Genomic DNA, 23,914 nt, shown 5'->3' on the forward strand with positions numbered 1-23,914 from the left:
AGACCACAGGTTCGCGCAACTGTGCTGGCTTCGGGTCCTCCTGATCCTCCTGGACGACGTGGGGAGGTCCCCAGGGCTCGGGATCGATCGCGTAGTGACCCCGCGGAACAGTGGAAGGCGCCCGGCGTGTCTCCTTGTCCCGGTCGCGCTCGTCGTCCGAAACGTCAGGGACGGCGGCAAGCTCAGCCAGTTCCGGCGTGGTCGCGGTGCCGCACTTGGAACAGAGGAAGACAGCCATCCCCTCGTTGTAGTCCTCAGGGCTGCCGCTCCGCATCCTCGTTTCGCTGCTCGGGGTCGATGCACACAACGACGCCACGGAGATCGGGCATGCCCAGGTGGACGATGATGTGCCGGGCCGCGAGGTCGCGCATCACGGCGACCTCGCCGAGCCCTCCCTCCTCCCCGGCCTCCTGGAGCCGGTCGATCGGGTGCACCTGGAACTCCACCGCCCGGCTCGCGGACGGCAACTGGGCCGACCTGCCTCCCCTCGACGGAACCGGTGACTGCGCTAGGGCGCTTCTTTCGAAACCGCAAACGTCAGTCGGGGAGGTGGCGTACCGCCGTCAGGAGGCGGGTTGCCTGGGTGACACGGGCCGACGAGCCGCCCTGGGCCGTCACCTCGGCGAGCGCGGCGGACAGGGCCGCCGTGCCCTCCTCCCTCGCAGGGGGTGCGCAGCGTTCCGCGCAGTCGGCCGCCACTTCCAGCAGCTCCCCGATGGCACGCACGGGCGGCCGGACCGGGAGCAACGCCGGCAGTGCCGCCGCCAGGACACCCCAGGTCGTCTCGTGCGCGCCGGTGGCCGCGGCCGTACGGGCGGCGTCCGCAAGCCGATTGGGCTTGAGCTTGCCTTCGACGACCTGTTCGCCGACGAGCCGGCCCAACAGCGCCGGGTCGAGCTGGCGGCGCGCGGCGAGCGTCAGCAGGGTGTCGACGGCGGCCAGCCGCACCTGCGGGTCGGGCGCGCCCAGGCCGGTCGCCACCGCTCGGTGCAGCGGCGGGCCCGCCACGCCGTCGCCCTCGCCTTCGGCGAGCAGCGGCAGGGAGCCCATCAGTCCGCGCCACTCCCAGCGCCCGGCGCCCCGGGTGCACAGGTGGTCCAGCAGGGCGAGCACCCATGCGGCGACCGCGTCGCGGTGGTGCGGCAGGGTCGCCACCCAGCCCGGTGTCAGTTGGGTGAAGTCGTGCTGCCCGTCGGGGCAGCGGTAGGTGTGCTGATGGCCGGTGTCGACCGGCCGGCTCAACCAGCGCGCGTGCGAGGGCAGCAGCCGGCGGGCCTTCAGCAGGTCGCGGGTGCGGTCCGCGAGGGCGCGGGCACCGCGCGCGGTCTGCTCCAGCAGACTCGACGGCACGGGCTGCCCGTCCGGCCAGGCCGGCTCCCGCGGTGCCTTCGCGCCTGCGGGGACGCCTTCGGGCCAGCGGAGCGCCACCAGCTCGGGCCAGGTGTCCTCCAGCCAGGTCGCGAGCCGGTCGCCCTCGTCCGTGCCGAGCAGCGCGGCGTCCTTCGCGGCCGGTCCGCCGCTGCCCGGTGCGACGCGCAGCAGCGCCTGAGCGAAGTCCATGGGCGCCGGTGCGATCCCGAGCCGCTGGTACTCCCGCAACCGCTCCACCAGCACGGCGGCGTCGAGCGCGCCGGTCTCCCAGGTCGGGGTGGCGAGCAGCAGCGGCAGCGGGTCGGTGCGCAGCCGCCAGGCCACCTCGGCGAGCCGTCCCCGCAGGATCGCGCCCATGCCGTTGATGGGGCAGACGTCGGACGCGGTGTTCTTGGCGTGGGCCTTGCGGACCGTCTCCAGCGGGATGGTGCCGACTCCCGCCGCCAGCACTTCCCGCAGCCCCGTCACCCCGTACGGGAGGGGGTTGCCGCGGCCCGGGTTGCTGAACCACCACTCGTCCCCGAAGGCTTCGCGCACCGCGTCGACGAGCGGCTGCCGGTCCCGGTGGGCCAACCGGACCAGTCCGTCCAGGACCCGCTCGAAGGCGACGGCGGTCGACTGTGCGGCGACGGTCGCCACCAGCTCGGAGACCAGCTCGGGCACCGAGGGGGCGGGTTCCTGGGTGCGGCGGCGGTCGGGGACGGCGGGCAGCGTCTCCGCCTCGTACGCCGTGGACTCCTCGGCGAGCGGGGTGCCCAGCAGCTCCGCCGCGGTCCGGCGGTGGAGCGTGCCGAGGAGCAGCGCGGATTCGGCCAGCGACTGACGGGTCTCGTCGTCGACGGCGGGCAGATGACGGGCCACCAGCTTCAACGCCCGCTCCTGCGCTGCGGCGTCCGCGTGGCCGAACGCGCCGCCGACCGAGCGCAGCAGGGTGCTAACCGCGTCCCGGTCCTTGGCGCGCGCCCGGGCCGTCAGCACCTTGCCCAGCAGGATGAGCTGGTCGCGCACGAGCTTCTTCTCGGGCCGGAAGAACACCGATTCGCACGCTTCGGCGAAGGTGGCGTCGGGCAGCTCGCCGTCGAGGGCGAGGCGGCCGAGCGCTCCTTGGGCGTGGGCGGCGACCTGGGGGACGCCGTCGGCGGCCATGCCCATCCAGTCGGGGATCCGGGCGGCCTCCTCTTCGCGGGTGAGGGCGAGCTGCTTCAGCACGGCGAGGGCGAACCGCAGGTCCTGCGGTCTGCCGCCGCGCAGCAGCCGGGCGACGCAGTGGTCCGCCAGCTCCGGCCGGGCCATCGCGCCGGACTCGGCGAGCCGGGTCAGCGCCTGCGGCCAGTGGTGCGGCTTGTCGGGCTCGGCGAAGTCCAGTACGTCCAGCGGGATCTCGGGCAGCTCGAAAAGCCGGCCGACCAGGACGGGGACCTCGGGCTCCTGCAGGATGCCGCGCATCAGCAGTCGGCGCTCCGTCAGATGGCGGGCCCAGCCGCGGACGTAGCCGTCGCTGGTGGGCACGGGGCAGCCGGCGACGGTCACCAGCTCCCGGATCAGGGCGTAGTCCTCCTCGCCGGTGGAGGCACGGTCCGCCAGTCGGTGGGCCAGGTCCCCGAGCCAGGCCGGATCCCGCTCGGAGAGCACCTGCACCAGTGGCGGCAGCACCGGCATCTGGGCCGGGCCGCGGGGCAGCCGCAGGTCGCGGGCGCCGATCCAGGCGGCAGCGGCGGCGGCGCCGGTGTGGCAGGCGGCGCCGGCGACCAGCAGCGCCATGCTGACCTTCCCGCGCTTCTTCCACGCCTCCCAGTTCTCCCAGTCGCTGTTGCGCTGCTCGTTGCGCAGGGACTTGAGCTCGTGCAGCAGCTCCTTGCGTTCGGCGGCCGTCAGCGGGGCGAGCAGCTTCACCAGCTCCTGGAGCCGGTGGCCGCGCACGGCGTCCATGACCTCGTTCATCTGGCGCCTCCCGCCGTGTCGCTGCCGATCGCGGCGGTGCCGGTGGACGCGGCGCCGTCCGCGGTGGCGCCGCGCCGCACCATGCGTACGGCCAGCGCGTGCTTGCAGGGCCCCCGTCCGCCCTGGTGCTCCGCCCACCAGGCGCAGGTGCACCACAGCCGGCCGGCGCGCTCCCCCACCCGGTAGGTCCGCTCCCCCGAGGTCACCGAGGCCGGCTCGGTGTCCGCGCCGAGCCGTACCGCCCCGGCCGCCACCAGCTCCCGGGCGTTCACCAGCCGGGGGTTGTGCTTCTCCGTGCGGCGCGCGTCGTAGGGCAGCTCGCGGTGGAAGTAGGCCGCGTCCGCGACGTCGTACCCCACCCGGCCCGCGGTGCCCAGCCGCACCAGCGCCGCCCGGACCCGCCCGACCGGCAGCCCGGAGCGCTCCGCCAGCTCCGTCGGGTCGATCGTCGGCTCCCACGCCAGCAGCACCGAGATCAACTCGGCGTCGCCGGCGGCCTCCTGCGTCGACAGCGCCTCCAGGACGCCGCCCTCGCCGGAGAAGCCGCGGGCGGTGTCGGGCGACAGGGTCAGCGTCAGCCGCATGCCCGGCAGCTCCACTTCCCAGGCGGACGGGGTGCGGTCATGGCCGGTGCCCGCGGGGGAGTACACCCGCAGGGCGGTGGCGTGCCGCAGCACCCGGTGCAGCGCAGTCAGCCGCTCCGGGCCGGGGAGCCGGACGGCGCCGGCGGTGGGCCGGGTGGTCGGCCGCAGCGTACGGCCCGAGGGGACCATCCAGGTCGCGTTCCGCGAGGCACGGCCGGTGGTCCGGGGCAGGGTGCGCAGGAAGCGCACCGCTTCCAGGCCGGTCAGCTCCGCGCGGAGGTCGAAGCCGGCGGTGGCGACCTGCGCTTCGGCGAACCCGCGCAGCCAGCGGTCCGGCAGCGGTACCTTCTTCTCCACGACGGGCCCGTCCACGGTGGTCACCGCCAACTCGTCCGGCCCCACCCGCAGGTGCATCGGGCTGTCCCCGGTCATCCGGGAGAGCGCCTCCCGCAGCGGGTTGTTCACGTCCACGTTGGTGGTGCCGTGCCCGGTCTCCGCCCCGTCGAGCCCGTCGCGCAGCACGTCGAGCCGGGCGTACACCCCGCAGCAGCCGGAGAAGGACTCGAACCGCAGCCGGTCGCCGTTGCCCGTCACCACCGGGTCGAGCAGGGGACGCGGCGTCGGGTCCGTGTAGCGCGCGGCGGCCACGTCGGCGACGGCCAGCAGGGCGCGGGCCGCGGCCTGCGGCGCAGCCAGGAAGCCGGAGAAGAAGGTCGGATGGGCTTCGGCTCCCGTCGGAGTGAGCCCTCCGGAGGTCTCCAGACCGAGGAGGCTGCCGTCCGCCCGGGACATGAGGGCGGAGGAGCGGGCGTAGGCGAGCGCCTGCGTTGTTCGCGTCATGGGACAGACCGTAGGACCCGCCACTGACAACGGCCCCTACTCGCAGGAAACTTCGCAGGTCGTATGGGGTGCCGCGGTGTTGTGGACGGATGCGCTCCGGTCGGCGTCGGCGCGCGGTGGCCTTCGGTGCGGAAGGACGTTCGGGCCGACCCCTTGTGCCGACGGCGTGACGTCTGCCAGATTCTCCGCAGCCCCACATGTCATGGACGCAACAAGTAACCCTTGTTGCGCCCACTCTTTCCTGCTCCTTCCTGCGCATCCCAGCAGGGCTCGCCCCCCCCACACGATGGAGAAGACCACGTGCGTATCACCCGACTCATACCCGCTCTCGCGACCGCCGCGCTCTGCGTCGTCGCCCTGGCCCCCACCGCCGCGGCCCAGTCAGCCGCGCCCGAGCCGGTGCCGGCCGCGCAGAGCGCACCGAGCGGCACCGTAGGCACCAAGGCCCTGCCGATCATCGGCGGCGGCCACGCGAGCAACGCCCCGTGGGCGGCCCGGCTGTTCTCCAACGGCCGCCAGACGTGCAGCGCCACGATCATCGCGCCCACCTGGATCCTCACCGCGAAGCACTGCGTCAGCGGCGGCGGCCTGTCGTTCCGCATCGGCAGCCTCGACCAGAACAGCGGCGGCACCGTGGCGAACGCGTCCGGCGTCTACAACCACGCCTCCTCCGACCTGTCGCTGGTCAAGCTCGACCGCTCGGTCTCGGCGACCTACGCCCGCCTCGGTCAGCCCGGCTCGGTCTCGGTGAACCAGACGGTGCAGGTGTACGGCTGGGGCGCCACGTCCCAGTGCGGCTCCGAGATCAACTGCCAGTCCCAATACCTGAAGGTGGCCAACGTCGTCGTGACCGGCGCCTGCCGCGACGCCTACAGCGGCTCGGCGATCTGCGCCCGCCGCGGCGACGGCATCACCGCGGGCGGCGACTCGGGCGGCCCGATGATGGCCAACGGCATCCAGGTCGGCGTCGCCTCCACCAGTGACCGGCAGACCATGACGGCGTACACGAACGTGACCGCGTACCGCTCCTGGGTCCAGTCCGTCTCCGGCGTCTGATCGAACACCCCGCATCGTCACCGAGGTGGGGCCCGGTCCAGGCGCCTGGACCGGGCCCGCTCCCGCTCACGCTCACGGCCGCACTTGGATCAGCGCGTGCGTGCCGCTGGTGCGCCAGACGGCACCGGACCCTTCGAGCAGGTCCAACGTCCCCTGCTCCAGGCCGACGACGACGTCGGACTTCAACGTCCGCAGCGCTGCCACCGCGCCCGGGAAGTGGGCGGTGCGGTCGGCGAACGGCGTCGTCGCGTCCCACAGCCGGTCGCCCACCAGGCGCCGGTAGTTGAGGTCCCCCTTCACCAGGGTGAGGGCGCAGCCCGCGAACTGCCCGCGCAGGTCGTCGGGCATCTCCTCGTAGGGCAGCGGGGCGCAGAAGAACGGGTGGGTGGTCACCTCCAACACGCCCGCCGCCATCGCCCGCCACAGCCGGCCGCCGATCCGACCGGCTTCGCCGGGTGCCCCACCCAGGCGCCTCAGAGCGTCGACGACGTCCGCCGTCGTCGCGTCGGAGACGTAGTACGGGTAGGGCTTGACGTGGAGCACGACCCGCTGCGCCCGCCGGTGTTCCAGGAGGTGGTCGACGAGGACGAGGTCGGGGATCAGCTCGCGTCCCGCGTTGTCGGCCACGACGGCGACGGTGGCGCCGGCACCGGCCGGCAGGAGCTGCCACAGCCGGGCGCTGTCGTCGGCGACCAGCGCGGTGGCGGCGCCGGACGCCGGCTCCCCCGCCGAGACCAGGAAGCCGAGGTCGGCGCGGTTGCCCCAGAGCGAGGCGCCCAGCAGGGCCGCGCCCCGTTCGTCGGCCGGCGCGTCGACGAGCGCGTCCAGGGCCCGTAGCTCCTCGGTCACGGCTTCGCCCCGCAACTCGGCCTGCTTGAACGGCGCGAAGGGGTCGACGCCCCGCCAGGCCCCGTCGCCGAAGTACCCGACCGCGCCGAGGAGCCTTCGGTAGAAGTAGCTCTCGGCCCAGAGGAACGGCGCTTCGTACCAGGACCGCCCGAAGTGGCCGTGCCCCCACTGCGCCCAGCGCTCGACGTCGTGGTCCCCGGGATCCAGCGGCTCGACGACGCCGTCGGCGGTCTCCGCCAGCAGTGCGTCGAGGGCGTCGCGCTGCCCGGGGCCGTAGGGAAAGGCGTCGCGGACCTGCTCGATCAGGGCGGGATGCCGCTCGGCCAGCACGCTGCGGGCGAACGAGCCGGCCTCGTTGCCCAACACGACCGGCGCACCGCCCGCCCCGTCGCCCGAGGCGTGTGGGGTCTTCTCGGCCATGGTGTCCCAGCCCTTTCGCTTCTCGCTCACCCACCCATGATCTCCACACCTCGCCCCCGACCGCACGAACATCCGGGCCGCGACGGGCGCGGGCCTCATCAGGACGTGCGTACGGCCGGCGCGGCCGAGCGGGGCGCGCTCGGAGGTACGCTCCCCGTCATGCTGACCCCCAGCGAAGCCAGGAACCTGCTCGTGGCGTACTTCGCCGAGCACCCGCCGCCGATCGCGGGCGAGTTGTACATCGCACCCGAGTGGTACGAGGACGCCGTGGACTACCTGCCGTCCTGGGGTGCGCGGGAGTTCTTCCTCGACGGGCAGGCGGCGTACGGCCGGGTCGACAACACCGCGATCTTCATCGACAAGAGCACCGGGGCGGTCCGCGCCGACCTGTTCACACCGAACTTCGGCAAGATCGAGGCGATGACGCCGGTGACCGTCCCCGCCGACGAGAGTCGGCTGATCGCGGTGGGCCGCGCCCGCTTCGCCGAGTTCGCGGCCGATCCGGTGCTCGACGTCGTCGTGCTCCCCGACGACCTGGGCGTCTGCCTGGTGCACGCCGTCCGCGGCGGTGGCAAGATCTACGTGGCACCCGACGAGAGCGCGCTCTTCGTGGGCTCGGCAGTCGACTTCGACGCCGGTCTCGAAGCGTTCCGGGACGGCGCGCGCACACCCCGGACGAGCGGCTGAACCCGCCGGCGGCGACGGATCCCCGCCCCCTTCCCGCCCTCCCGCCGAGCGGGCCGGGCAGGCCCGATGCCCTTGGTGATCGACATCGAGCCGAGGTGTGATAAGATTTCCGAGTTGCAGTTTTGGTACCCATGAACTTTATGTGCGCCTGACGGGAATGCTTTTCTCCTTACAGGCGCATTATTTGTTTCCGGCATCTCCGGATGGGGCCTCTGCCTACAAAGGGAGAATGTCATGGCACAGGGAACCGTGAAGTGGTTCAACTCTGAAAAGGGCTTCGGCTTCATCGAGCAGGACGGCGGCGGCCCCGACGTCTTCGCCCACTACTCGAACATCGCGACGCAGGGCTTCCGTGAGCTCCAGGAGGGCCAGCGGGTCTCCTTCGACGTCACGCAGGGCCAGAAGGGTCCGCAGGCGGAGAACATCGTCCCCGCCTGATCGCCGGACGCTCATCGACTCACCGGGGTCCGCACCATCGCGGTGCGGACCCCGGTGAGCGCTGTTTCCAGGAAGGCAGACAAAACCGCATGTCCCCCAGGCCCCCGAAATCCCCCCGCCGTAGCTCGTCCCCGCGGCCGTCCGCATCGCCGCCGAAGGAATTCCGGCTGCCGGAGGGCTCGACACCCGCACTTCCCGCCGTCGCGGATTTCGCCGGTCTGGACATGCCCACGGAGCTGGTGGACACGCTCACCTCACAGGGCGTGACCACCCCCTTCCCCATCCAGGCCGCCACCCTGCCGAACTCGCTGGCCGGCCGTGACGTGCTGGGCCGCGGCCGGACCGGCTCGGGCAAGACGCTCGCGTTCGGGCTGGCGCTCCTGGCCCGTACGACCGGGCTCCGCGCGAAGCCCAAGGCGCCCCTCGCCCTCGTGCTGGTGCCGACCCGCGAACTCGCCCAGCAGGTGACGGACGCCCTGAGCCCCTACGCGACGGCCGTGGGCCTGCGGCAGACCACCGCGGTCGGCGGCCTGTCGATCACCAAGCAGGCCGGGGCGCTGCGCCGGGGCGTCGAGGTCCTGGTGGCGACCCCGGGCCGCCTCAACGACCTGGTGGAACGCGGGGACTGCACGCTGGGTGACGTACGGATCACCGTGCTGGACGAAGCCGACCAGATGACCGACATGGGGTTCCTCCCGCAGATCACCAAGCTGGTCCAGCAGGTGCGGCCGGACGGGCAGCGGCTGCTCTTCTCCGCCACCTTGGACCACAACATCGACCGGTTGGTGCGGCGCTTCCTGACCGACCCCGTGGTGCACTCCGTGGACCCGTCCGCGGGCGCGGTGACCACGATGGAGCACCACGTGCTGCACGTGGCGGACGAGACGGAGAAGAAGGCCGTCACCGCGCGCATCGCGGCCCGCGACGGCCGGGTCATCCTCTTCCTGGACACCAAGAGGTCCGCCGACCGGCTCGCCAAGCGGCTGCTCGCCGCGGGCGTACGCGCGGCGGCACTGCACGGGGGCCGCTCCCAGCCGCAGCGCAACCGCACCCTGGAGCAGTTCAAGAACGGCCAGGTCACGGCGTTGGTGGCGACGAACGTGGCCGCCCGCGGCATACACGTGGACGATCTCGACCTCGTCGTGAACGTCGATCCGCCCACCGACCACAAGGACTATCTGCACCGGGGCGGGCGCACCGCCCGGGCCGGTGACTCGGGCAGCGTGGTCACCCTCGTCCTGCCGGACCAGAAGCGGGACGTCAACCGGCTCATGTCGGACGCGGGCATCCGCCCCCGTACGGCCCGCGTCACCTCCAGCGCCCCGGAGCTGGCCGCCATCACCGGTGCGCGCGAGCCGTCCGGGGTGGCCGTCGTCATCGAGGTCCCCCAGCCCACGCCGCCGAAGGCGGCCCGCCCGAGCCGTAAGGCCGGCACCGAGCCGGGCAAGCGCTCCGGGCGCCGGCGCCGCGGCGGGGGCGCTCCGGCCGGCGCCGCCAGCGGGGCGACGGACGCGCCGTCCGCCTCCGAGGGGCGCGGTTCCGCCCGTACGCCGAGGCCCCGCTCGGCCGGCGGGGGCGGCGCGGGCACGGCCGGCCGCGACTCCGGCCGTCGGCGCGGTGGTCGCCGTACCTCCGCCGGCGGTGGGGCTTCCCGCTCGGGTTCGCGCGGCGGCACTCCCCCGCGCACTGCCTGAGCTGCTGATCCTCCTCAGAGCCGGGCCCGGCACCGAGTCCGGGTCCGGCTCCCCGCGTTTCACGACGCGATGATCGACGCCTGCGAGCCGGACCGCAGGACGTGGTCGACGTGGATCTGGCGCGCGATGAACCGCCCGTTGGTGACACAGGCCGAGATGGCGACCGGGGACAGCGAGTTCCCGTCGGGGAGCCCTGCGTAGTACAGGCCGGGGAGGGCGCCGAGTACGCCCTTGTGCTGGAGGGGCGCCCCGTTCCCGTCGAGCAGTCGTGCCGGCAGGATCCGGTAGTCCGGGCCGAATCCGGTGCACCACACGATCGTCGTGATGCCGTGGCGTCCGAGGTCCAGCGCTTCCGCGAACGGCGCGATGCAGGTCATGTCGACACCCGGGACGGGCCGCTGCTCGGGCACGGGGAAGCCCCGCTGCCGTATGCCGCTGTCGATGGTGTCGATGACCTGCCGGTACGAACGGGCGGACGCCTCGGCGACGGCGACGACGTTGTCTTCGAGCTTCAGCATGCGACCGTCGGCGGCGCGCACGGAGCCGACGAGCACGACTCCCCGTGCGGCCAGGGTGCCGAGGTTGAGCTCGCCGCGGCCGTCCTGCACCGCTCCCACCGGCAGGCCCGGCAGCACCGCGATCCCCTCGCCCGTTCCGGCACCTGCATCGGCACCCGCGTCGGCACCGGCTCCTGCGTAGTCGAAGGTGATCGCCGTGTTGAAGTCCTCGTGCAGGGCGAAGACGAACATCCACTCGTGGAGGCTGCGGCCACGGTAGTGGTACGGCCACGCGAGGTGTCGGCCCACCGACAGGAACACGCGGCGTCCGGCGTGCAGCAGTTCGTCGGCGATCTGCTGCCCGCTGATGCCCGCGCCCACCACCAGCACGGCTCCCGGCGGCAGCGACTCGGGGTTGCGGTAGTCGTGCGTGTGCAGCTGGGTGACTGACGGGTCGACGTCGGCGGCGAGGCCGGGAACGCGCGGCGCCGCGTATCCGCCCAGCGCGGCCACGAGGTTGCGGGACTCGATGGTCCCCCCGCCGCTCAGACGGGTCCGAAAGCGCACGTCGTCGCGTTCGGAGGCGTCCGGGAGACACTCGACCTCGCGGACCGGGGTGTGCCGCAGCACCCGTAGCTTCCGCTCGTGCACGTACTGGCGCAGATGCCCGGCGAGTTCACGGCCCGGCATGTGGCCGTCCGGGTCGTCGCCGTCGTACTCCCAGCCGGGGAAGCGGACGGATCGGTTGCCGCTGCCCACGAGCAGGCTGTCCCACCGTTCGTGCGCCCAGGACTGACCGATCTCGCCCCGCTCCACGACGAGCGCCTCACGGCCCAGCTCCTGTAAGGACGCGGCGACTGCGCACCCCTGCTGGCCGGCGCCGATGACGACGGTCTCCGAGTAGTCGGTGTGTTCGGTGTGTTCAGTGGTTTCGGTGTGTTCGGTGGTTTCGGTGGTTTCGACTGCTGCCATGGTCAAGCCCTTCACCGCGAGGACGGGAATCGGGAGGTCGACCCCGGTTCGGATCCTTCATCGTGAAGTCGACTTGATGTCAACCACGGGCTCGGGCGGGACGGCGGGAGCGGCGATGCACGCGCTCCCGTGACGAAATGCCGAGTGCGCAGCCGCGGGTCAGCGCGGAGTCGGAACGCAGAACTCGTTGCACTCCGGATCGGCCAGCACCCTCCACGGCACGTCGCCCTGCCCCACGTCCACGAGCCTCGCGCCGAGCCCCTGCAGCCGCGCGACCAGCTCGGCCTGGTGCGCCAACGACGTGGTGGCGAGGTCGACGTGCACACGATTCTTGACGGTCTTGGGCTCCGGGGTGCGCATGATGTCGATGCAGACCGTGCTGGGATGGGGATAGGGCACGTCCTCGGGCTCCAGGTTGGTCACGCCGGGTTCCTCGCTGTCGATGCCCCAGCCGAGCGCCTCCGCCCAGAACCGGCCGACCGCGGAGTCGTCCCGGCCTTCATCGCAATTTGAACGAGTCGCGTCGACATGTCGCCGATGCTAGGGCCCGTCCGTACGAGGCGTCATCTGCGTTTCGAACGGGACGGGGCGCTTCACTCCGTCACGGGCAGGCACTCGGTGAGCAGGTCCACGACGTCGCGCCAGGCCCGCTCGGCGTGCAGGGCGTGGTGCCCGACGCCGGGAAGCACGGTGTGGTCGACCGGTGGGTGGTGGAAGGCGTGCAGGGCTCCGCCGTAGACCACGAAGCGCCAGTCGACGCCCGCGGCCTGCATCTCGGCGCTGAACGCCGCCCGCAGCTCGGGCGGCATGATCGGGTCCTCAGAACCGACCCCGGCCCACACCGGGCAGCGGATGCGGTCCGCCTCCCCCGGTCGGCCCACGGTAAGTCCGTTGACCGTTGCGATGGCGCGCAGGTCGACGCCGTGGCGTCCGAGTTCCACCGCGATCGCTCCCCCGGTGCCGTACCCGATGGCGGCGATCCGGTCTGCTTCGACGCGGGGTTCGGCGCGCAGCACGTCGAGCGCCGCGAGGCCGATGCCCCGCATCCGGTCGGGGTCGGCGAGCAGCGGCAGGCAACGGGCCAGCATCTCGTCGGGGTCGCCGAGATAGCGCCCGCCATGGAGGTCGAAGGCCAGCGCCACGTACCCCGATTCGGCGAGGGCGTCGGCCCGGCGGCGTTCGACGTCGCTGAGCCCCAGCCCTTCGGGGCCGATCAGGACCGCCGGCCGGCGGTCGGAACCGGCGGGGAGCGCGAGGTGTCCGACCATCGTGAGGCCGTCGGCCGAGTATTCGACCGGGTGCGTGGTGATCGTCGTCATGAGGCGGACTGTAATGTCCACCGCCCCTGGTCGGGCCGGTTGTTCACCACCAGCAGACGGTGAGATCGGCGGGGCGGGGCGTACTGTGTGGGCCCGGGTCTCACATGATGGGTGGCGCGACCCGGGTACTGGTCGAGATGTTTACATGGGCGTCACACTTACTTTGCCCCGCGTGCGGCAACGGCGCCGAGCGCTCATCGATGGACCGGGCCCGAGCGCGCCGCACACGTGCCGGATCCGGTGACAGCCGCGCTAGAAAGGCTTTCCGTGACGACGCGATCCGACATGCAGCACACCCTCGGCGACATCCTGGCCGACCTCGAACAGCGCAACCCCGCCCAGCCCGAGTTCCACCAGGCCGCCCACGAGGTCCTGGAGACCCTGGCGCCGGTGCTCGCGGCCCGCCCCGAGTACGCCGAGGCGGGGCTGATCGAGCGGCTGTGCGAGCCGGAACGGCAGGTCATCTTCCGGGTGCCGTGGCAGGACGACCGCGGGCGGGTGCAGGTCAACCGGGGTTTCCGGGTGGAGTTCAACAGCGCGCTGGGACCGTACAAGGGCGGTCTGCGCTTCCATCCCTCGGTCAACCTCGGCGTCGTCAAGTTCCTGGGCTTCGAGCAGATCTTCAAGAACGCGCTGACCGGTCTCGGCATCGGCGGCGGCAAGGGCGGCAGCGACTTCGACCCGCACGGGCGCAGCGACGCGGAGGTCATGCGGTTCTGTCAGTCCTTCATGACGGAGCTGTACCGGCACATCGGCGAGCACACCGACGTCCCGGCGGGTGACATCGGCGTCGGCGGCCGGGAGATCGGCTACCTCTTCGGCCAGTACCGGCGGATCACCAACCGCTGGGAGGCCGGCGTCCTCACCGGCAAGGGCCAGGGTTGGGGCGGCTCCCTGATCCGCCCGGAGGCCACCGGGTACGGCAACGTGCTGTTCGCCGCGGCGATGCTGCTGGAGCGCGGTGAGGACCTCCAGGGGCAGACCGCGGTGGTCTCGGGCTCCGGCAACGTCGCGATCCACACCATCGAGAAGCTGCGCGCCCTCGGTGCCAACCCCGTTACCTGCTCGGACTCCTCCGGTTACGTCGTGGACGAGAAGGGCGTCGACCTGGAGCTGCTCCGGCAGATCAAGGAGGTCGAGCGGGGTCGCGTCGACGCGTACGCCGAACGCCGGGGCGCATCGGCCCGCTTCGTGCCCGGCGGGCGCGTCTGGGACGTCCCCGCCGACGTCGCGCTGCCGTCCGCCACGCAGAACGAGTTGGACGAGCACGCCGCGGCGGCGCTGATCCGCAACGGCGTGAAGGCGGTCTCCGAGGGCGCGAACATGCCGACGACGCCCGCGGCCGTCCACCTCTTCCAGCAGGCGGGCGTCGCCTTCGGCCCCGGCAAGGCGGCGAACGCGGGCGGCGTCGCGGTCAGTGCGTTGGAGATGGCGCAGAACCACGCCCGAACGTCGTGGTCGGCGCAGCGGGTCGAGGACGAACTGACGCGCATCATGAGCGACATCCACGCCACCTGCCACGAGACCGCCGAGCGCTACGGCGCCCCCGGGGACTACGTGACGGGCGCGAACATCGCCGGCTTCGAGCGGGTCGCCGACGCGATGCTGGCGCAGGGCGTGATCTAGGGCCTGTCCGTAATGCGGTCATGGCGTCTGCGGCCCGTCTGTGGCTTGTCGCGCAGTTCCGCCCCCGCGCCCCTAAATGCCTCCGCCTCAGCTTGCAGACAAATGACGGGGGCAGCGAATCAGGGGCGCTGGGGGTCCCCCAGGCCCTCTGGGGCCGACCTGGGGGTCCCCCCAGGCTCTGGGGCCGACCTGGGGGTCCCCCCAGGCCCTCTGGGGCCGAGGGGGCGGAACTGCGCGACAAGCCCACCACCGGGCCGCAGACACCAACGCTCCCGCAGGAAGACGGCGGCTACGTCCAGAGACGCAGGAACACGCGCGGGACTTTGCGGACACGTCCCAGGGCTCACGTCTCCTTCGTGAAGACCAGCACCTCCGTCGTGGCGACGCCGAGTGGGGCCCGGAAGCTGCCCTGGAGGCTGCAGCCGAGGGTTGCGAAGAGGTCCACGCACGTGCTGCGGGGCATGGCGGCCGGGTAGGAGCCGTGGCCCGTGCCGCCCTGTGTCGCCCAGGTGCGCACCGCGGCCGGGTCCAGGCAGGTCTCCGTCATGACGTCGAAGACGATCCGGCCGCCGGGGCGCGTGACGCGCGCCATCTCGAAGAAGTAGCGGGCGGCGCACAGGAACGTCACGGTGTTGAAGACCTTGTGGGCCTGGACGAGGTCGACGCTGGCGTCGGGCGTCGGGGCGAGGCTGCTTCCCTCGGTCGGGCGGGCGACCACGCCGAAGGTCTCCACCAGGTAGTTCGCCCAGGGTGCGGCCGTCTCGTAGATCTCGTAGCGGCCCGGGGCGCACTCCTTCAGCGTCTTCTCCAGGTACCGGCCGGAACCGGGGCCGATCTCCAGCACCGTTTTCGGGTCGGCCTCGTAGACGCCGAGGGCGCGTAGTTCGTCGATGGTGTGCTGGGTGGCGCCGGGGGTGCCGTTCATGACCTCGTCGATGTGGTCCCCGATCGAGAGGCCGGCCGCCTTCGCGGCCCGCATGGTGGCCTCGAACGGAATGAACTCGTCGACGCCGCCTTGGTGGTTGGTGCTGCGCACGATGTCGAAGCCGGCTCGCCCCAGGAGCCGCTTGACCCCGGACTTCAGTGCTGACGTGCCTCTGTCCGCTGCCTTCATCAGGCTTGACCCCCCAGGTCGTCTCCACGGTCGGGGTCAGCATAGGATCACGGGCGCGCACGCGCAGCGGGACGGCGAATTCGCCCCAGCGCGACGGGAGTTGGAGGTGGATGCGGTCGTGGAACGCGGTGGACGGGCGACCGGCAGGCCGGAGTCCGCGGTGCTGCCCCCGTCGCTGCGTGCGGCGCTCGGGACGATCGCGGTCGTCGCCGCGCTCACGGTCGTCGCGATCGGGGTCCTGTACGCCGGGCGCGGCGGGCCCGGCGCGGTCGACGGGTGGATCCAGCCGACGGTGGACGGGGTGCGGCCACCGTGGCGGCGCGCCGCTTTGGCCACGGACTTCCTGGGCGAGCCCGCCGGCGCGGCCTTGCTGGTGGGGGCGGCCGTGGCGGGCTGTCTGCTGCTACGGCGGCCCCGCGCAGCAGCGCTCGTCGTGGTCGGCACCGGTGCGACCGTGGGGGCGACGACGTCGCTCAAGCCCCTGGTGGGGCGGACCATCCACGGCGACAACCTGTCCTACCCCAGCGGGCACACCGCCTTCCTCACCGCCTTCGCCCTCGCGGTCGCGCTGCTCGCGGCCGGTCGGCTCGGCCTCGGCAGGGCGGCCGGTACGTGGCTCGTGCTGGCCGCCGCGCTGGGGGCCGGCGCCGCCATGGGATGGGCACAGGTCGCCCTGGGGGCGCACTACCCGACCGACGTCCTCGGCGGCTGGTGCACCGCCCTCGCGGTGGTGCCGGCGACCGCGTGGCTGGTCGACCGGTTCGCACCCGGCTGACGCTACGTCACGCAAGTCGGCGGAAGACGGGCTTCACCGGCCGCCCGCCCAGCCAGGGCGTGGGGTCGGCGGCGTCCAGGGCCTTGCGGTACACCGCGCACGCCTGCGCCACCGCGTCGACGGTGCGTTCGACGTCGGTGTCGTCGAGTGCGCTGCTCACCACGAACGACGGGGCGAGCACCCCGCCCGCGAGGAGTTGGCGCAGGAACAGGGTGCGGTACTGCTGCGACGGCTGCCGCCTCTCGTCGAGGGTGGCGAAGACCAGGTTGCTGGCCCGGCCCCGGACGAGGACGTGGTCGCCGACGCCCGCGCCGGCCGCGGCCTCCCGGACGCCGGCGGCCAACCGCTCCCCGATGGCGTGCAGTTGGGCGGTGATCCCCTCTTCGACGTACGTGGTGAGCACCGCCATCGCCGCGGCCAGCGCGTGCGTCTCCGCGCCGTGCGTGGTGGACAGCAGGAACACCCGCTCGCCCCGGTGCCGCAGCCCGCCCCGCTCCATGAGGTCGCGGCGGCCGGCGAGCGCGGCGACGGCGAACCCGTTGCCCAGCGCCTTGCCGAACGTGGAGAGGTCGGGGACGACGCCGTACAGGCCCTGCGCGCCCGCCTCGGACCAGCGCAGGCCGGTGATCATCTCGTCGAAGACCAGGACGCAGCCGTGCCGGTCGGCCAACTCGCGCAGTCCGGCGAGGTAGCCGGGCGCCGGTTCGGTGTGGGTGGCGGGTTCGAGGATCAGACAGGCGACTTCGCCCTGGTGCCGGGTGAGGAGTTCCTCCGTGGCGGCCAGGTTCCCGTAGGGGAACGCCACGGTGAGTTCGTCGGTCGCCTTCGGGATGCCGGCGGACATCGGCGTGGTGGCGATGAACCAGTCGTCGGTGGAGAAGAACGGGTGGTCCGCGCAGATCGCCACCTTCGGGCGTCCGGTGACGGCGCGCGCCAGACGCACCGCGGCGGTGGTGGCGTCGGAGCCGTTCTTCGCGAACTTCACCATCTCGGCGGTCGGGACGGTGGCCAGGAAGCGCTCCGCGGCCTCGACCTCCACGATGGAGGGCCGCACGAAGTTGCTGCCGCGGTCGATCTCCCGCCGCACTGCCTCGGTCACCCGCGGGTGGGCGTGGCCCAGGCTGACCGAGCGCAGGCCGGAGCCGTACTCGACGTAGGCGTTGCCGTCGACGTCCCACACGTGGGCGCCGCGGCCGTGGCTGATGACCGGGGCCAGGTCCTCCGGGTACTGGTCGTCGCCCTTGGCGTAGGTGTGCGCGCCCCCGGGGATCAGGGCGTGCAGTCGCTCGTTCGCCTGCCGCGAGCGGGGCAGGGCGAACTCTGCGGCGCCTGCGGTGGCTTCGGTGCCTTCGGTGCCTTCAGTGCCTTCGGTTTCCATGGTGACGTCAGCTCTCCTTCTGCTTCAGGACCTCGGCGAGGCTCGGCGCCTCCCGGTCCCGCTGGGACATCGACGTGGCCGGCAGCGGCCAGTCGATGGCGAGCTCCGGGTCGTCGAAGGCGATCGTCACGTCCTCGGCCGGGTCGTGCGGGCGGTCGATGCGGTACGAGACGTCCGCGGTTTCGGTCAGCGCCTGGAAGCCGTGTGCGCAGCCCGCCGGGACGTACAGGGTCACCTGCGTGTCGCCGGACAGTTCGAAGGGGGCCCAGCGCAGGTGGGTCGGCGAGTGGGGCCGCAGGTCCACCACGACGTCGAAGACCTTCCCGTACGAGCAGCGCACCAACTTGGCCTCGCCGGCGCCGGAGCGCAGGTGCAGACCGCGCAGCACTCCGCGCACGGAGCGGGAGACGCTGTCCTGGACGAAGGCGTCCGGGTCGAGGCCGACGGAGCGGACCGCGTCGGCGTCGAAGGTGCGGCAGAAGAAGCCGCGTTCGTCGGCGTACGGCGTGGGCTCGAAGAGGTACGCACCGGCGATCGCCGGGACTTCGGTCACCTTCATGGGGCCTCCCGCAGGGCGTGGGCTTGGGTGTGGGCGTGGTCGGTCGTCGGGAACAGGGCCGCGGTCAGGGCCGTGAACTGGTGCTCCAGGCGCCGGGCGGCGGCCCGGTTCCGCTCGACGAGAGTGCGTCGCAGCTCCGCCGACCGCTGCTGAAGCTCCCGGAACTGTTCGAGCAGCCGGTCGGCGTCGACCTCGCGGGCGGGGTGGCAGTACGCGCCCAGGCCCATCTGGGCCATGAGCGTGTCGCTCTTGGTCGCGTAGCTGAGGGCGAGCGTCGGGGTGCCGACCTTCAGTGCGCAGATCAGGTTGTGGTAACGGGTCGCCACCACGGCGTCGGCCGCCGCCGTCTCCTTCATCAGGTCGGCCAACGAGGTCGCGTCGGCGGCGGTGAGCAGCGGCGAGTCCACCGCTTCGAGGATCGCGGCGACCACGGACGCGTCGACGTCGTCGCCGGTGAGCAGCCGGACCGGTCGGCCGTCCTCGACCAGGGCGCGGACGAAGCGGGTCGTCCCCTCCAGGTAGCGCCGGTGGATCTCGTCCGCGCGGGCGCGGTCGTCGTCGCCGCCGTGGAAGGCCATGACGCCGACGCAGACCGGGCCCGGCGGGTCCGGCGGGTCCGCAGGCGTGCCGACCGGCGGCGTCGGCAGGGCGAACGCGAGGTCCGGGTAGACCTCGTCGCGCGCGGTGTCCACGCCCATCGCCCGCATCGCGTCGCGGGAGGGTGCGTCCCGGTAGGAGCGGTACGCGGCCAGCCGCGCCGAAAAGCGCACCAGGGCCCGGGTGGGCCGGCTGCCGATCGGGGCGGCGCCGACGCTGACCAGCGCGACCCGGGTGCCGAGCAGCCGGCCGCCGGCACAGAGCAGGAACAGCGAGTACGGGAAGCCCCACGGGCGCAGCGGCAAGGTGGCTTCCAGGACGCCCATGCCCGGCACGATCACCACGTCGTGCCGGCGCACCCAGGCGGCGGTGCGGAAGACGTCGACGAGCTTGCCCAGGCCCTTGCCCGCGATCGCGCCCACGCGGGACGCGGTCCGGTACTCCCCGCGGTACCAGTGCAGCCGGGTCGCGGGGATCCCGTACCGGGCCGTGACGGCCTCGGGCCCGCCGCACAGTGCGTCCACGGCCGCCTCCGGGTGGTCGGCGCGGAGGTATCCGAGGACGGCCTCCAGCGATCCGTCGTTGCCGAGGTTGCCGGAGCCGAGCAGCCCGAACACCCCGACGCGCACGGGCCCGTTCCGGGGCTTCACGCCCGCCCGCCTTCCCGGCCGGCGACGAGGTCGTCGACGCAGACGGCGAGTTTGCCCGGGTCGACCGGGGCGCGGTCCTCGACGCGTTCGCCGGCGCCCGGCCTGACCCGGCTGGTCAGCCACGCGGCCAGGTGGCGGTGGCAGGCTCGCCGGTCGGCCGACGACAGCGGCGCCCGCCCGATCGCCGCGGCGAAGCCCCAGACGTACTCGGCGAGCAGCCGGGGCGTCGGGTGCAGCGGGCCGGCCCTGCGCGGGTCCAGGTTGACGCAGCGGGAGCGCTTGGAGGGGTTCGCCCGCTCGGCGCGGGCGGGGTGGTCGCGGCGGAAGTACAGCAGCCGGGGGACCTGGTGGAAGCGTCCGTGCAGGGTGATCTCGGCGACGAACGTGCGGTCCGCGTGGTGGTAGCTGTCGTGCGGCTTCACCCGGCGCAGCACGTCGGCCCGCATCACCCCGTAGAAGTCGTCTCCCCCGGGCTCGAACAGCAGGCTGCGGAAGCGCTCCGGCGCGTGCGCCGAGTCGGTGGCGAGGGTGTACTCGTAGGGGACCTTCACCCGGCCGTCGCCGTCGATGACGGCCTGGCCGGCGTGCGCGAGGATCACGTCCGGCTGTTCGTCCAGCGCCGTCACGCAGGCGCGCAGCAGGTCCCGGGCGTACAGGTCGTCGTGCGACGCCCACTTGAACAGTTCGCCGCGGCACTCGGTGAAGACGTAGTTGTGGTTGGGTGCGGCGCCGATGTTCCGGGACAGCCGGATGTACCGGATGCGCGGGTCCTTCGCGGCGTAGCGGCGGCAGATCTCCTCGGTGCCGTCGGTCGACGCGTTGTCGGAGACCACCAGTTCGAAGTCCTCGTAGGTCTGGCCGAGGAGGGCGTCGAGCGATTCGGCGAGGTACTCCTCGCCGTTGTACACGGGCAGGCCGATGCTCAGCCGGGGAGCGGTGCTCATGGGGTCCTCACTTCGCGGATGGGGTTGTGGTGGTGCTCGCGCAGGGCGGACCGCAGGTGCAGCCACCACGCGACCGAGCCGGTCACCGTCGCGGCGGCCACGCCCCATGCCGAGCCGACCGTGCCGGCGACCGCCGCTCCGCCGAGTCCGCCACCGACGTAGCAGGCGGAGGCGAACAGTTGGCAGCGCAGGCTGCGGCGGGCCGCGGCCAGGGCGCGCAGGCCGGCTGCCGCGCCGACGCCGAGGCCGGCGCCCGCGACGCCGAGCGCGGCCGGCACGATGAGCTCCGATGCGGCCGACCAGACGTCGCCGAGCACGAGTTCGCCGAACCGGTCGGGCAGCGTGAGGAGCGCGGCGCCCCACAGCAGTGCGCCGGCGGCCTGGCCGCCGCCGAGCAGCAGGCAGAAGGTGCCGAGTCGGTGCGGGGCCTGGCGCAGCACCCGTGCCGCTTCGGCGACGGTGACCAGGGACAGGCCCATCAGCACGGCGAGGAACGGGCCGAGCAGGAGTTCGGCGCCGCGGACCACGCCGACCGCGCTGACCCCGACGATCGCGCCGAGGCCGTACGCCCTCAGTTGGGCCGCGCCGCTGACGCCGACGTTCTCGACCAGGTAGCGGTAGCCGAGGTCGCGGTGTGCCCGCAGCCACTCGCGCGCCCCGGTCACCTTGGGTCGGATGCCGGACTGGAGGCAGCCGTACGCGGCGGCCACCGCGGCGGCCGTGCCCCAGGCCAGTACGAACGCGGCGACGCTGTCGACGCGGGCGGCCACCACCATGGCGGGGACGAGCGCGAGGCCCCCCAGGAGGTCGTTGACGAACGCTTTGCGTCCGGTGCCGGCGGCGAAGAACGCGAACCGCCAGGCGTCTTGCAGCAGCAGCCCGGGCAGGACGGCGCCGAGCGCGGCGAACGCGTGCCCCACGCCGCCGCCGACCGCCAGCCCGACCGCGAGGCACAGCCCGCCGACGGCGCCGCCGACGCCGAGCGCGGTGCCCGACGACCGGGCCGCCGCCGTGCGCCAGGACGCGTCCGGCACTCCGCTGAAGCGCACCATCAGCGGGTCGGTGGCCAGCCCGCGGGAGACGCCGAGCACCACGCCGTACGTCACCCAGGTGAGGCTGAACGCGCCGAACGCGGACAGCCCCAGCGAGCGGGCCACGTAGATCCCCACCGCGAAGTTCGTCATGCTGCAGACCGCCTGGTCGGCCAGCCCCCAGGACAGCCGGCCGGCGATGGCCCGCCTGGCGTTGGGCCGGGCCGTCGCGGTGGTGGTCTTCTCCTTCCCGGTGGTCATCGCCGTCACGCCTTGATCAGCCCGGCGGTGGCCAGGGCGTCGGCCGCGTCGGCGACGGCGTCGAACGGGAGACCGGACCGCTCGGCGACGTCCAGCAGGTCGTGTTCCCCGTCGGCGAGGTTGAGCACCCACAACATGGCCATCTGGGCCTGCTTGGCGTCGCTGCGTCCGCCGAGGGAGTCGTACAACCCGCGCCGGCCCAACTGCGGTTCCCCGTAAGGGCTGAGGTTGACGTAGCGCCGGTTGCGGTCCAGCACGGCGCACGCCTCGCGGCACACGGCGAGGGTGTCGGCCATCGCGTCCGGGGAGACGAAGTCCACGTCGTCGGCCGAGGTGTGGTACTCGGGGTAGCCGGCGTACGGGGTGCGGGTGAGCGAGCCCACGCCGAGGTCGAACCCGGGCGAGCAGAACTGCCGCTCGTCGTAGCCGTACGGGGTGAACTCGACGATGCTGTGCGGGCGCTCGGAGGCGGTCAGCACGTGCCGCAGCACCCGGTCGATCTCCGCGTCGCCGCGTCTGCTCCGCTTGTACGTCAACGGGCCCCGGTCGCCGGCGCAGGCCAGCACCAGCCCGTGCTTGACGCGGTCGATGCGCTCCGTATTGCGGGCGAGCCAGGTGATCGCCCCGATGGTGCCGGGGGCGAACAGGAACCGGTAGGTGTACCAGGGCCGGCGCTGCGCCAACTCCCGGGCCAGGAACGCCGCCACCGCGATGCCCGCCAGGTTGTCGTTGGCCAGCGACGGATGGCAGACGTGACAGGAGACGATCACCTCGTCCGCGACCTGCCCCGGGACCACGTGCTCGGCGTAGGTGAGGTGGCCGTCGCTGAGGGTGGAGTCGATCAGCACCTCGTACTCGCCGTCCGGCAGCGCGTCCAGGGTCTGCTGCGCCAGGCAGAAGCCCCACTGCGGCTGGTAGTAGCTGGTGCGGTAGGGCACCCACGTCGGATGGTCGGGCAGGGTGTGCAGGTGTTCGCGCAGCTTCGCCAGCGGCATCGTCGTCGCCACCGGCACGCTGTAGCCGAGCACGTGCAGGCTGGACGCGGCGAAGTCGACGACCCGGTTGCCGGCGGCGTCGGCGACGTACGCGTCCTTGATGTTCCACTCCTTGGGGACCGTCCAGTCGAGCACCTGCGTCCCGGTCGGCACCTCGTGGACCTGGAGCGGAACGTACTCGTCGACGATCTCCAAGGTGGCGCGGACACCGTCGCCGGTGATGCTCCGGCACAGCGGGTACAGCCGCTCCACCAGGGCGTGCAGCTGCTCGCCGATGGCGGTCCCGGTCATCGGCGCCACCGCAGGGTGGAGTCGACGGCGTCGGCGTCGGCCGCCGCGCGCAGCACGGCGAGCCGGGTGAAGCGGCGCTCGAAGTCCGCCCGGGTCAGTCCGTGCTCGCGGTAGGCGTCGGCGAGTTCGAGCGCGCCCCGCTTCACCGTCCACTCGCACTCGAAGCCGTCCGTCGCGGCGCGGAACCGGGAGAAGTCCACCCGGTAGGAGCGCGGATCGGCGCCGGTCTCCCCGGTGATCACCACCTTTGAGCCGGTCACCGCCTCGGCGACCTGTTCGGCGATCTCGGCGACGGTGACGTTGTTCGCCTCACTGCCGATGTTGAACGCCCGGTCGTGCACCGCGTCGCGGGGCGCGACGAGCGCGGTGGCGAAGGCCCGGGCGATGTCGACGGCGTGCACCAGCGGGCGCCAGGGGGTGCCGTCGGAGAGCACCAGCACCTCGCCGGAGAGCAGCGCGTGGCCCACCAGGTTGTTCAGCACGATGTCGGCGCGCAGCCGGGGCGAGTAGCCGAAGGCGGTGGCGTTGCGCATGTACACCGGCGTGAAGTCGCCGTCGGCCAGGGCGTGCAGGTCGTCCTCCACCCGCACCTTGGACTCGGCGTAGGGCGTGACCGGGCGCAGCGGGGCGTCCTCGCCCACCAGGTCGGCGCCGCCGGCCGCGCCGTACACGGAGCAGGTGGAGGCGTACAGGAAGCGTCGCACTCCGGCGTCGCGGGCGAGCTTCGCCAGCCGTACGGACGCGTGGTGGTTGATGTCGTAGGTGAGGTCGGGCGCCAGCGCTCCCAGCGGGTCGTTGGAGAGCGCGGCGAGGTGGATCACGGCGTCCACGCCGGCGACGTGGTCGGCGGTGACGTCGCGCAGGTCCACCCGGTGCCCGGGCGGGTCCGCGGGCCGCGGGCCCAGCACGCAGTCGGCGAACAGGCCGGAGTCGAGGCCGACGACCTCGTGGCCGGCGGCGGCGAGCACCGGGGCCATCACGGTGCCCAGGTAGCCCTGATGTCCGGTCAGCAGCACGCGCAAGGT

At 72.9% G+C, this 23,914-nt stretch carries 20 protein-coding genes and 1 pseudogene; 6 read left to right on the forward strand and 15 right to left on the reverse strand.

The genetic code is table 11. The features are described from left to right. Positions 1-254: 254 nt before the first annotated feature. The 3 genes from ABZ842_RS30670 to ABZ842_RS30680 all read right to left on the reverse strand — a co-directional run bounded on the left by ABZ842_RS30670 (position 255) and on the right by ABZ842_RS30680 (position 4,736). On the reverse strand, positions 255-467 hold the full coding sequence (locus ABZ842_RS30670) for a hypothetical protein (RefSeq protein ID WP_361543980.1): 213 nt from the start codon (positions 465-467) through the stop codon (positions 255-257). A gap of 70 nt (positions 468-537) precedes the next feature. Beyond that, on the reverse strand, positions 538-3,312 hold the full coding sequence (locus ABZ842_RS30675) for a DUF6493 family protein (RefSeq protein WP_361543983.1): 2,775 nt from the start codon (positions 3,310-3,312) through the stop codon (positions 538-540). Next, positions 3,309-4,736: an SWIM zinc finger family protein gene (locus tag ABZ842_RS30680; protein WP_361543986.1), complete on the reverse strand. Its 1,428-nt coding sequence runs from the start codon at positions 4,734-4,736 to the stop codon at positions 3,309-3,311. The genes ABZ842_RS30675 and ABZ842_RS30680 overlap by 4 nt, the downstream gene beginning before the upstream one ends. A gap of 300 nt (positions 4,737-5,036) precedes the next feature. Here ABZ842_RS30680 and ABZ842_RS30685 point away from each other — a divergent pair, with 300 nt between their 5' ends. After that, a complete protein-coding gene (locus ABZ842_RS30685; RefSeq protein WP_361543989.1) occupies positions 5,037-5,792 on the forward strand; it encodes a trypsin-like serine protease in 756 nt (251 codons plus the stop codon). A gap of 72 nt (positions 5,793-5,864) precedes the next feature. On the opposite strand, the gene ABZ842_RS30690 is transcribed toward ABZ842_RS30685, so the two are convergent. Further along, positions 5,865-7,061: a damage-control phosphatase ARMT1 family protein gene (locus tag ABZ842_RS30690; RefSeq protein ID WP_361544165.1), complete on the reverse strand. Its 1,197-nt coding sequence runs from the start codon at positions 7,059-7,061 to the stop codon at positions 5,865-5,867. A 159-nt stretch (positions 7,062-7,220) separates the two neighbouring features. Here ABZ842_RS30690 and ABZ842_RS30695 point away from each other — a divergent pair, with 159 nt between their 5' ends. The 3 genes from ABZ842_RS30695 (at position 7,221) to ABZ842_RS30705 (ending at position 9,880) form a co-directional block, all read left to right on the forward strand. Further along, positions 7,221-7,748, forward strand: a complete 528-nt coding sequence (locus ABZ842_RS30695) for a hypothetical protein (RefSeq protein ID WP_361543992.1) — start codon at positions 7,221-7,223, stop codon at positions 7,746-7,748. A 234-nt stretch (positions 7,749-7,982) separates the two neighbouring features. Continuing rightward, the gene (locus ABZ842_RS30700; protein WP_007502648.1) at positions 7,983-8,186 is read left to right on the forward strand and encodes a cold-shock protein; all 204 of its coding nucleotides are present in this window, start codon (positions 7,983-7,985) and stop codon (positions 8,184-8,186) included. A gap of 89 nt (positions 8,187-8,275) precedes the next feature. Then, complete coding sequence (locus tag ABZ842_RS30705; RefSeq protein ID WP_361543995.1) at positions 8,276-9,880, forward strand: DEAD/DEAH box helicase; 1,605 nt, start codon at positions 8,276-8,278, stop codon at positions 9,878-9,880. Between the two features lie 59 nt (positions 9,881-9,939). Here ABZ842_RS30705 and ABZ842_RS30710 read toward each other — a convergent pair whose 3' ends face one another. The 3 genes and pseudogenes from ABZ842_RS30710 to ABZ842_RS30720 all read right to left on the reverse strand — a co-directional run bounded on the left by ABZ842_RS30710 (position 9,940) and on the right by ABZ842_RS30720 (position 12,668). Further along, entirely contained in the window at positions 9,940-11,349 is a 1,410-nt protein-coding gene (locus tag ABZ842_RS30710) for an NAD(P)/FAD-dependent oxidoreductase (RefSeq protein ID WP_361543998.1), read from the reverse strand. A gap of 162 nt (positions 11,350-11,511) precedes the next feature. Next, positions 11,512-11,879, reverse strand: a pseudogene (locus tag ABZ842_RS30715) (VOC family protein); the annotation flags it as partial. A 63-nt stretch (positions 11,880-11,942) separates the two neighbouring features. Then, positions 11,943-12,668, reverse strand: a complete 726-nt coding sequence (locus ABZ842_RS30720; RefSeq protein ID WP_361544001.1) for a dienelactone hydrolase family protein — start codon at positions 12,666-12,668, stop codon at positions 11,943-11,945. 267 nt (positions 12,669-12,935) lie between these two features. Between ABZ842_RS30720 and gdhA the strand changes: the two genes are divergently transcribed. Next, positions 12,936-14,294, forward strand: a complete 1,359-nt coding sequence (gene gdhA, locus ABZ842_RS30725) for an NADP-specific glutamate dehydrogenase (RefSeq protein ID WP_361544004.1) — start codon at positions 12,936-12,938, stop codon at positions 14,292-14,294. Positions 14,295-14,637: 343 nt separating this feature from the next. Here gdhA and ABZ842_RS30730 read toward each other — a convergent pair whose 3' ends face one another. Beyond that, positions 14,638-15,408: a methyltransferase domain-containing protein gene (locus ABZ842_RS30730; RefSeq protein WP_361544007.1), complete on the reverse strand. Its 771-nt coding sequence runs from the start codon at positions 15,406-15,408 to the stop codon at positions 14,638-14,640. Between the two features lie 118 nt (positions 15,409-15,526). On the opposite strand from ABZ842_RS30730, the gene ABZ842_RS30735 reads away from it, so the two are divergent. Beyond that, positions 15,527-16,183: a phosphatase PAP2 family protein gene (locus tag ABZ842_RS30735; protein WP_361544010.1), complete on the forward strand. Its 657-nt coding sequence runs from the start codon at positions 15,527-15,529 to the stop codon at positions 16,181-16,183. Between the two features lie 7 nt (positions 16,184-16,190). Here the strand turns inward: ABZ842_RS30735 and ABZ842_RS30740 are convergent, their stop codons facing one another. Genes ABZ842_RS30740 through ABZ842_RS30770 form a run of 7 tightly spaced genes read right to left on the reverse strand, consistent with a single transcriptional unit; the run spans position 16,191 to position 23,911 of the window. Then, entirely contained in the window at positions 16,191-17,561 is a 1,371-nt protein-coding gene (locus ABZ842_RS30740) for a glutamate-1-semialdehyde 2,1-aminomutase (RefSeq protein WP_361544013.1), read from the reverse strand. A gap of 7 nt (positions 17,562-17,568) precedes the next feature. Beyond that, positions 17,569-18,120, reverse strand: a complete 552-nt coding sequence (gene rfbC / locus ABZ842_RS30745; RefSeq protein ID WP_361544016.1) for a dTDP-4-dehydrorhamnose 3,5-epimerase — start codon at positions 18,118-18,120, stop codon at positions 17,569-17,571. Beyond that, a complete protein-coding gene (locus tag ABZ842_RS30750) occupies positions 18,117-19,367 on the reverse strand; it encodes a polysaccharide pyruvyl transferase family protein (protein ID WP_361544019.1) in 1,251 nt (416 codons plus the stop codon). The genes rfbC and ABZ842_RS30750 overlap by 4 nt, the downstream gene beginning before the upstream one ends. Continuing rightward, entirely contained in the window at positions 19,364-20,311 is a 948-nt protein-coding gene (locus ABZ842_RS30755; RefSeq protein ID WP_361544022.1) for a glycosyltransferase family 2 protein, read from the reverse strand. The genes ABZ842_RS30750 and ABZ842_RS30755 overlap by 4 nt, the downstream gene beginning before the upstream one ends. Beyond that, entirely contained in the window at positions 20,308-21,603 is a 1,296-nt protein-coding gene (locus ABZ842_RS30760; RefSeq protein ID WP_361544025.1) for a hypothetical protein, read from the reverse strand. The genes ABZ842_RS30755 and ABZ842_RS30760 overlap by 4 nt, the downstream gene beginning before the upstream one ends. Before the next feature lie 5 nt (positions 21,604-21,608). Continuing rightward, positions 21,609-22,889, reverse strand: coding sequence for a DUF4910 domain-containing protein (locus ABZ842_RS30765; protein ID WP_361544028.1), 1,281 nt, complete (start codon positions 22,887-22,889; stop codon positions 21,609-21,611). Then, positions 22,886-23,911 carry an SDR family oxidoreductase gene (locus tag ABZ842_RS30770; RefSeq protein ID WP_361544031.1) on the reverse strand — a complete coding sequence of 342 codons (1,026 nt, stop codon included), beginning with the start codon at positions 23,909-23,911 and terminating at the stop codon, positions 22,886-22,888. The genes ABZ842_RS30765 and ABZ842_RS30770 overlap by 4 nt, the downstream gene beginning before the upstream one ends. Positions 23,912-23,914: the final 3 nt, after the last annotated feature.

Source organism: Streptomyces sp. NPDC047315 (assembly GCF_040643215.1).
Lineage (GTDB): Bacteria > Actinomycetota > Actinomycetes > Streptomycetales > Streptomycetaceae > Streptomyces.

Bases quoted from the DNA above. Each gene is read 5' to 3' on its own strand.
- ABZ842_RS30680 (WP_361543986.1), bottom strand. From the start codon at position 4,736: ATGACGCGAACAACGCAGGCGCTCGCCTACGCCCGCTCCTCCGCCCTC.
- ABZ842_RS30765 (WP_361544028.1), bottom strand. From the start codon at position 22,889: ATGACCGGGACCGCCATCGGCGAGCAGCTGCACGCCCTGGTGGAGCGG.
- ABZ842_RS30695 (WP_361543992.1), top strand. From the start codon at position 7,221: ATGCTGACCCCCAGCGAAGCCAGGAACCTGCTCGTGGCGTACTTCGCC.
- rfbC (WP_361544016.1), bottom strand. From the start codon at position 18,120: ATGAAGGTGACCGAAGTCCCGGCGATCGCCGGTGCGTACCTCTTCGAG.
- ABZ842_RS30700 (WP_007502648.1), top strand. From the start codon at position 7,983: ATGGCACAGGGAACCGTGAAGTGGTTCAACTCTGAAAAGGGCTTCGGC.
- ABZ842_RS30730 (WP_361544007.1), bottom strand. From the start codon at position 15,408: ATGAAGGCAGCGGACAGAGGCACGTCAGCACTGAAGTCCGGGGTCAAG.
- ABZ842_RS30720 (WP_361544001.1), bottom strand. From the start codon at position 12,668: ATGACGACGATCACCACGCACCCGGTCGAATACTCGGCCGACGGCCTC.
- ABZ842_RS30740 (WP_361544013.1), bottom strand. From the start codon at position 17,561: ATGGAAACCGAAGGCACTGAAGGCACCGAAGGCACCGAAGCCACCGCA.
- ABZ842_RS30675 (WP_361543983.1), bottom strand. From the start codon at position 3,312: ATGAACGAGGTCATGGACGCCGTGCGCGGCCACCGGCTCCAGGAGCTG.
- ABZ842_RS30690 (WP_361544165.1), bottom strand. From the start codon at position 7,061: ATGGCCGAGAAGACCCCACACGCCTCGGGCGACGGGGCGGGCGGTGCG.
- ABZ842_RS30705 (WP_361543995.1), top strand. From the start codon at position 8,276: ATGTCCCCCAGGCCCCCGAAATCCCCCCGCCGTAGCTCGTCCCCGCGG.
- ABZ842_RS30755 (WP_361544022.1), bottom strand. From the start codon at position 20,311: ATGAGCACCGCTCCCCGGCTGAGCATCGGCCTGCCCGTGTACAACGGC.
- ABZ842_RS30710 (WP_361543998.1), bottom strand. From the start codon at position 11,349: ATGGCAGCAGTCGAAACCACCGAAACCACCGAACACACCGAAACCACT.
- ABZ842_RS30760 (WP_361544025.1), bottom strand. From the start codon at position 21,603: ATGACCACCGGGAAGGAGAAGACCACCACCGCGACGGCCCGGCCCAAC.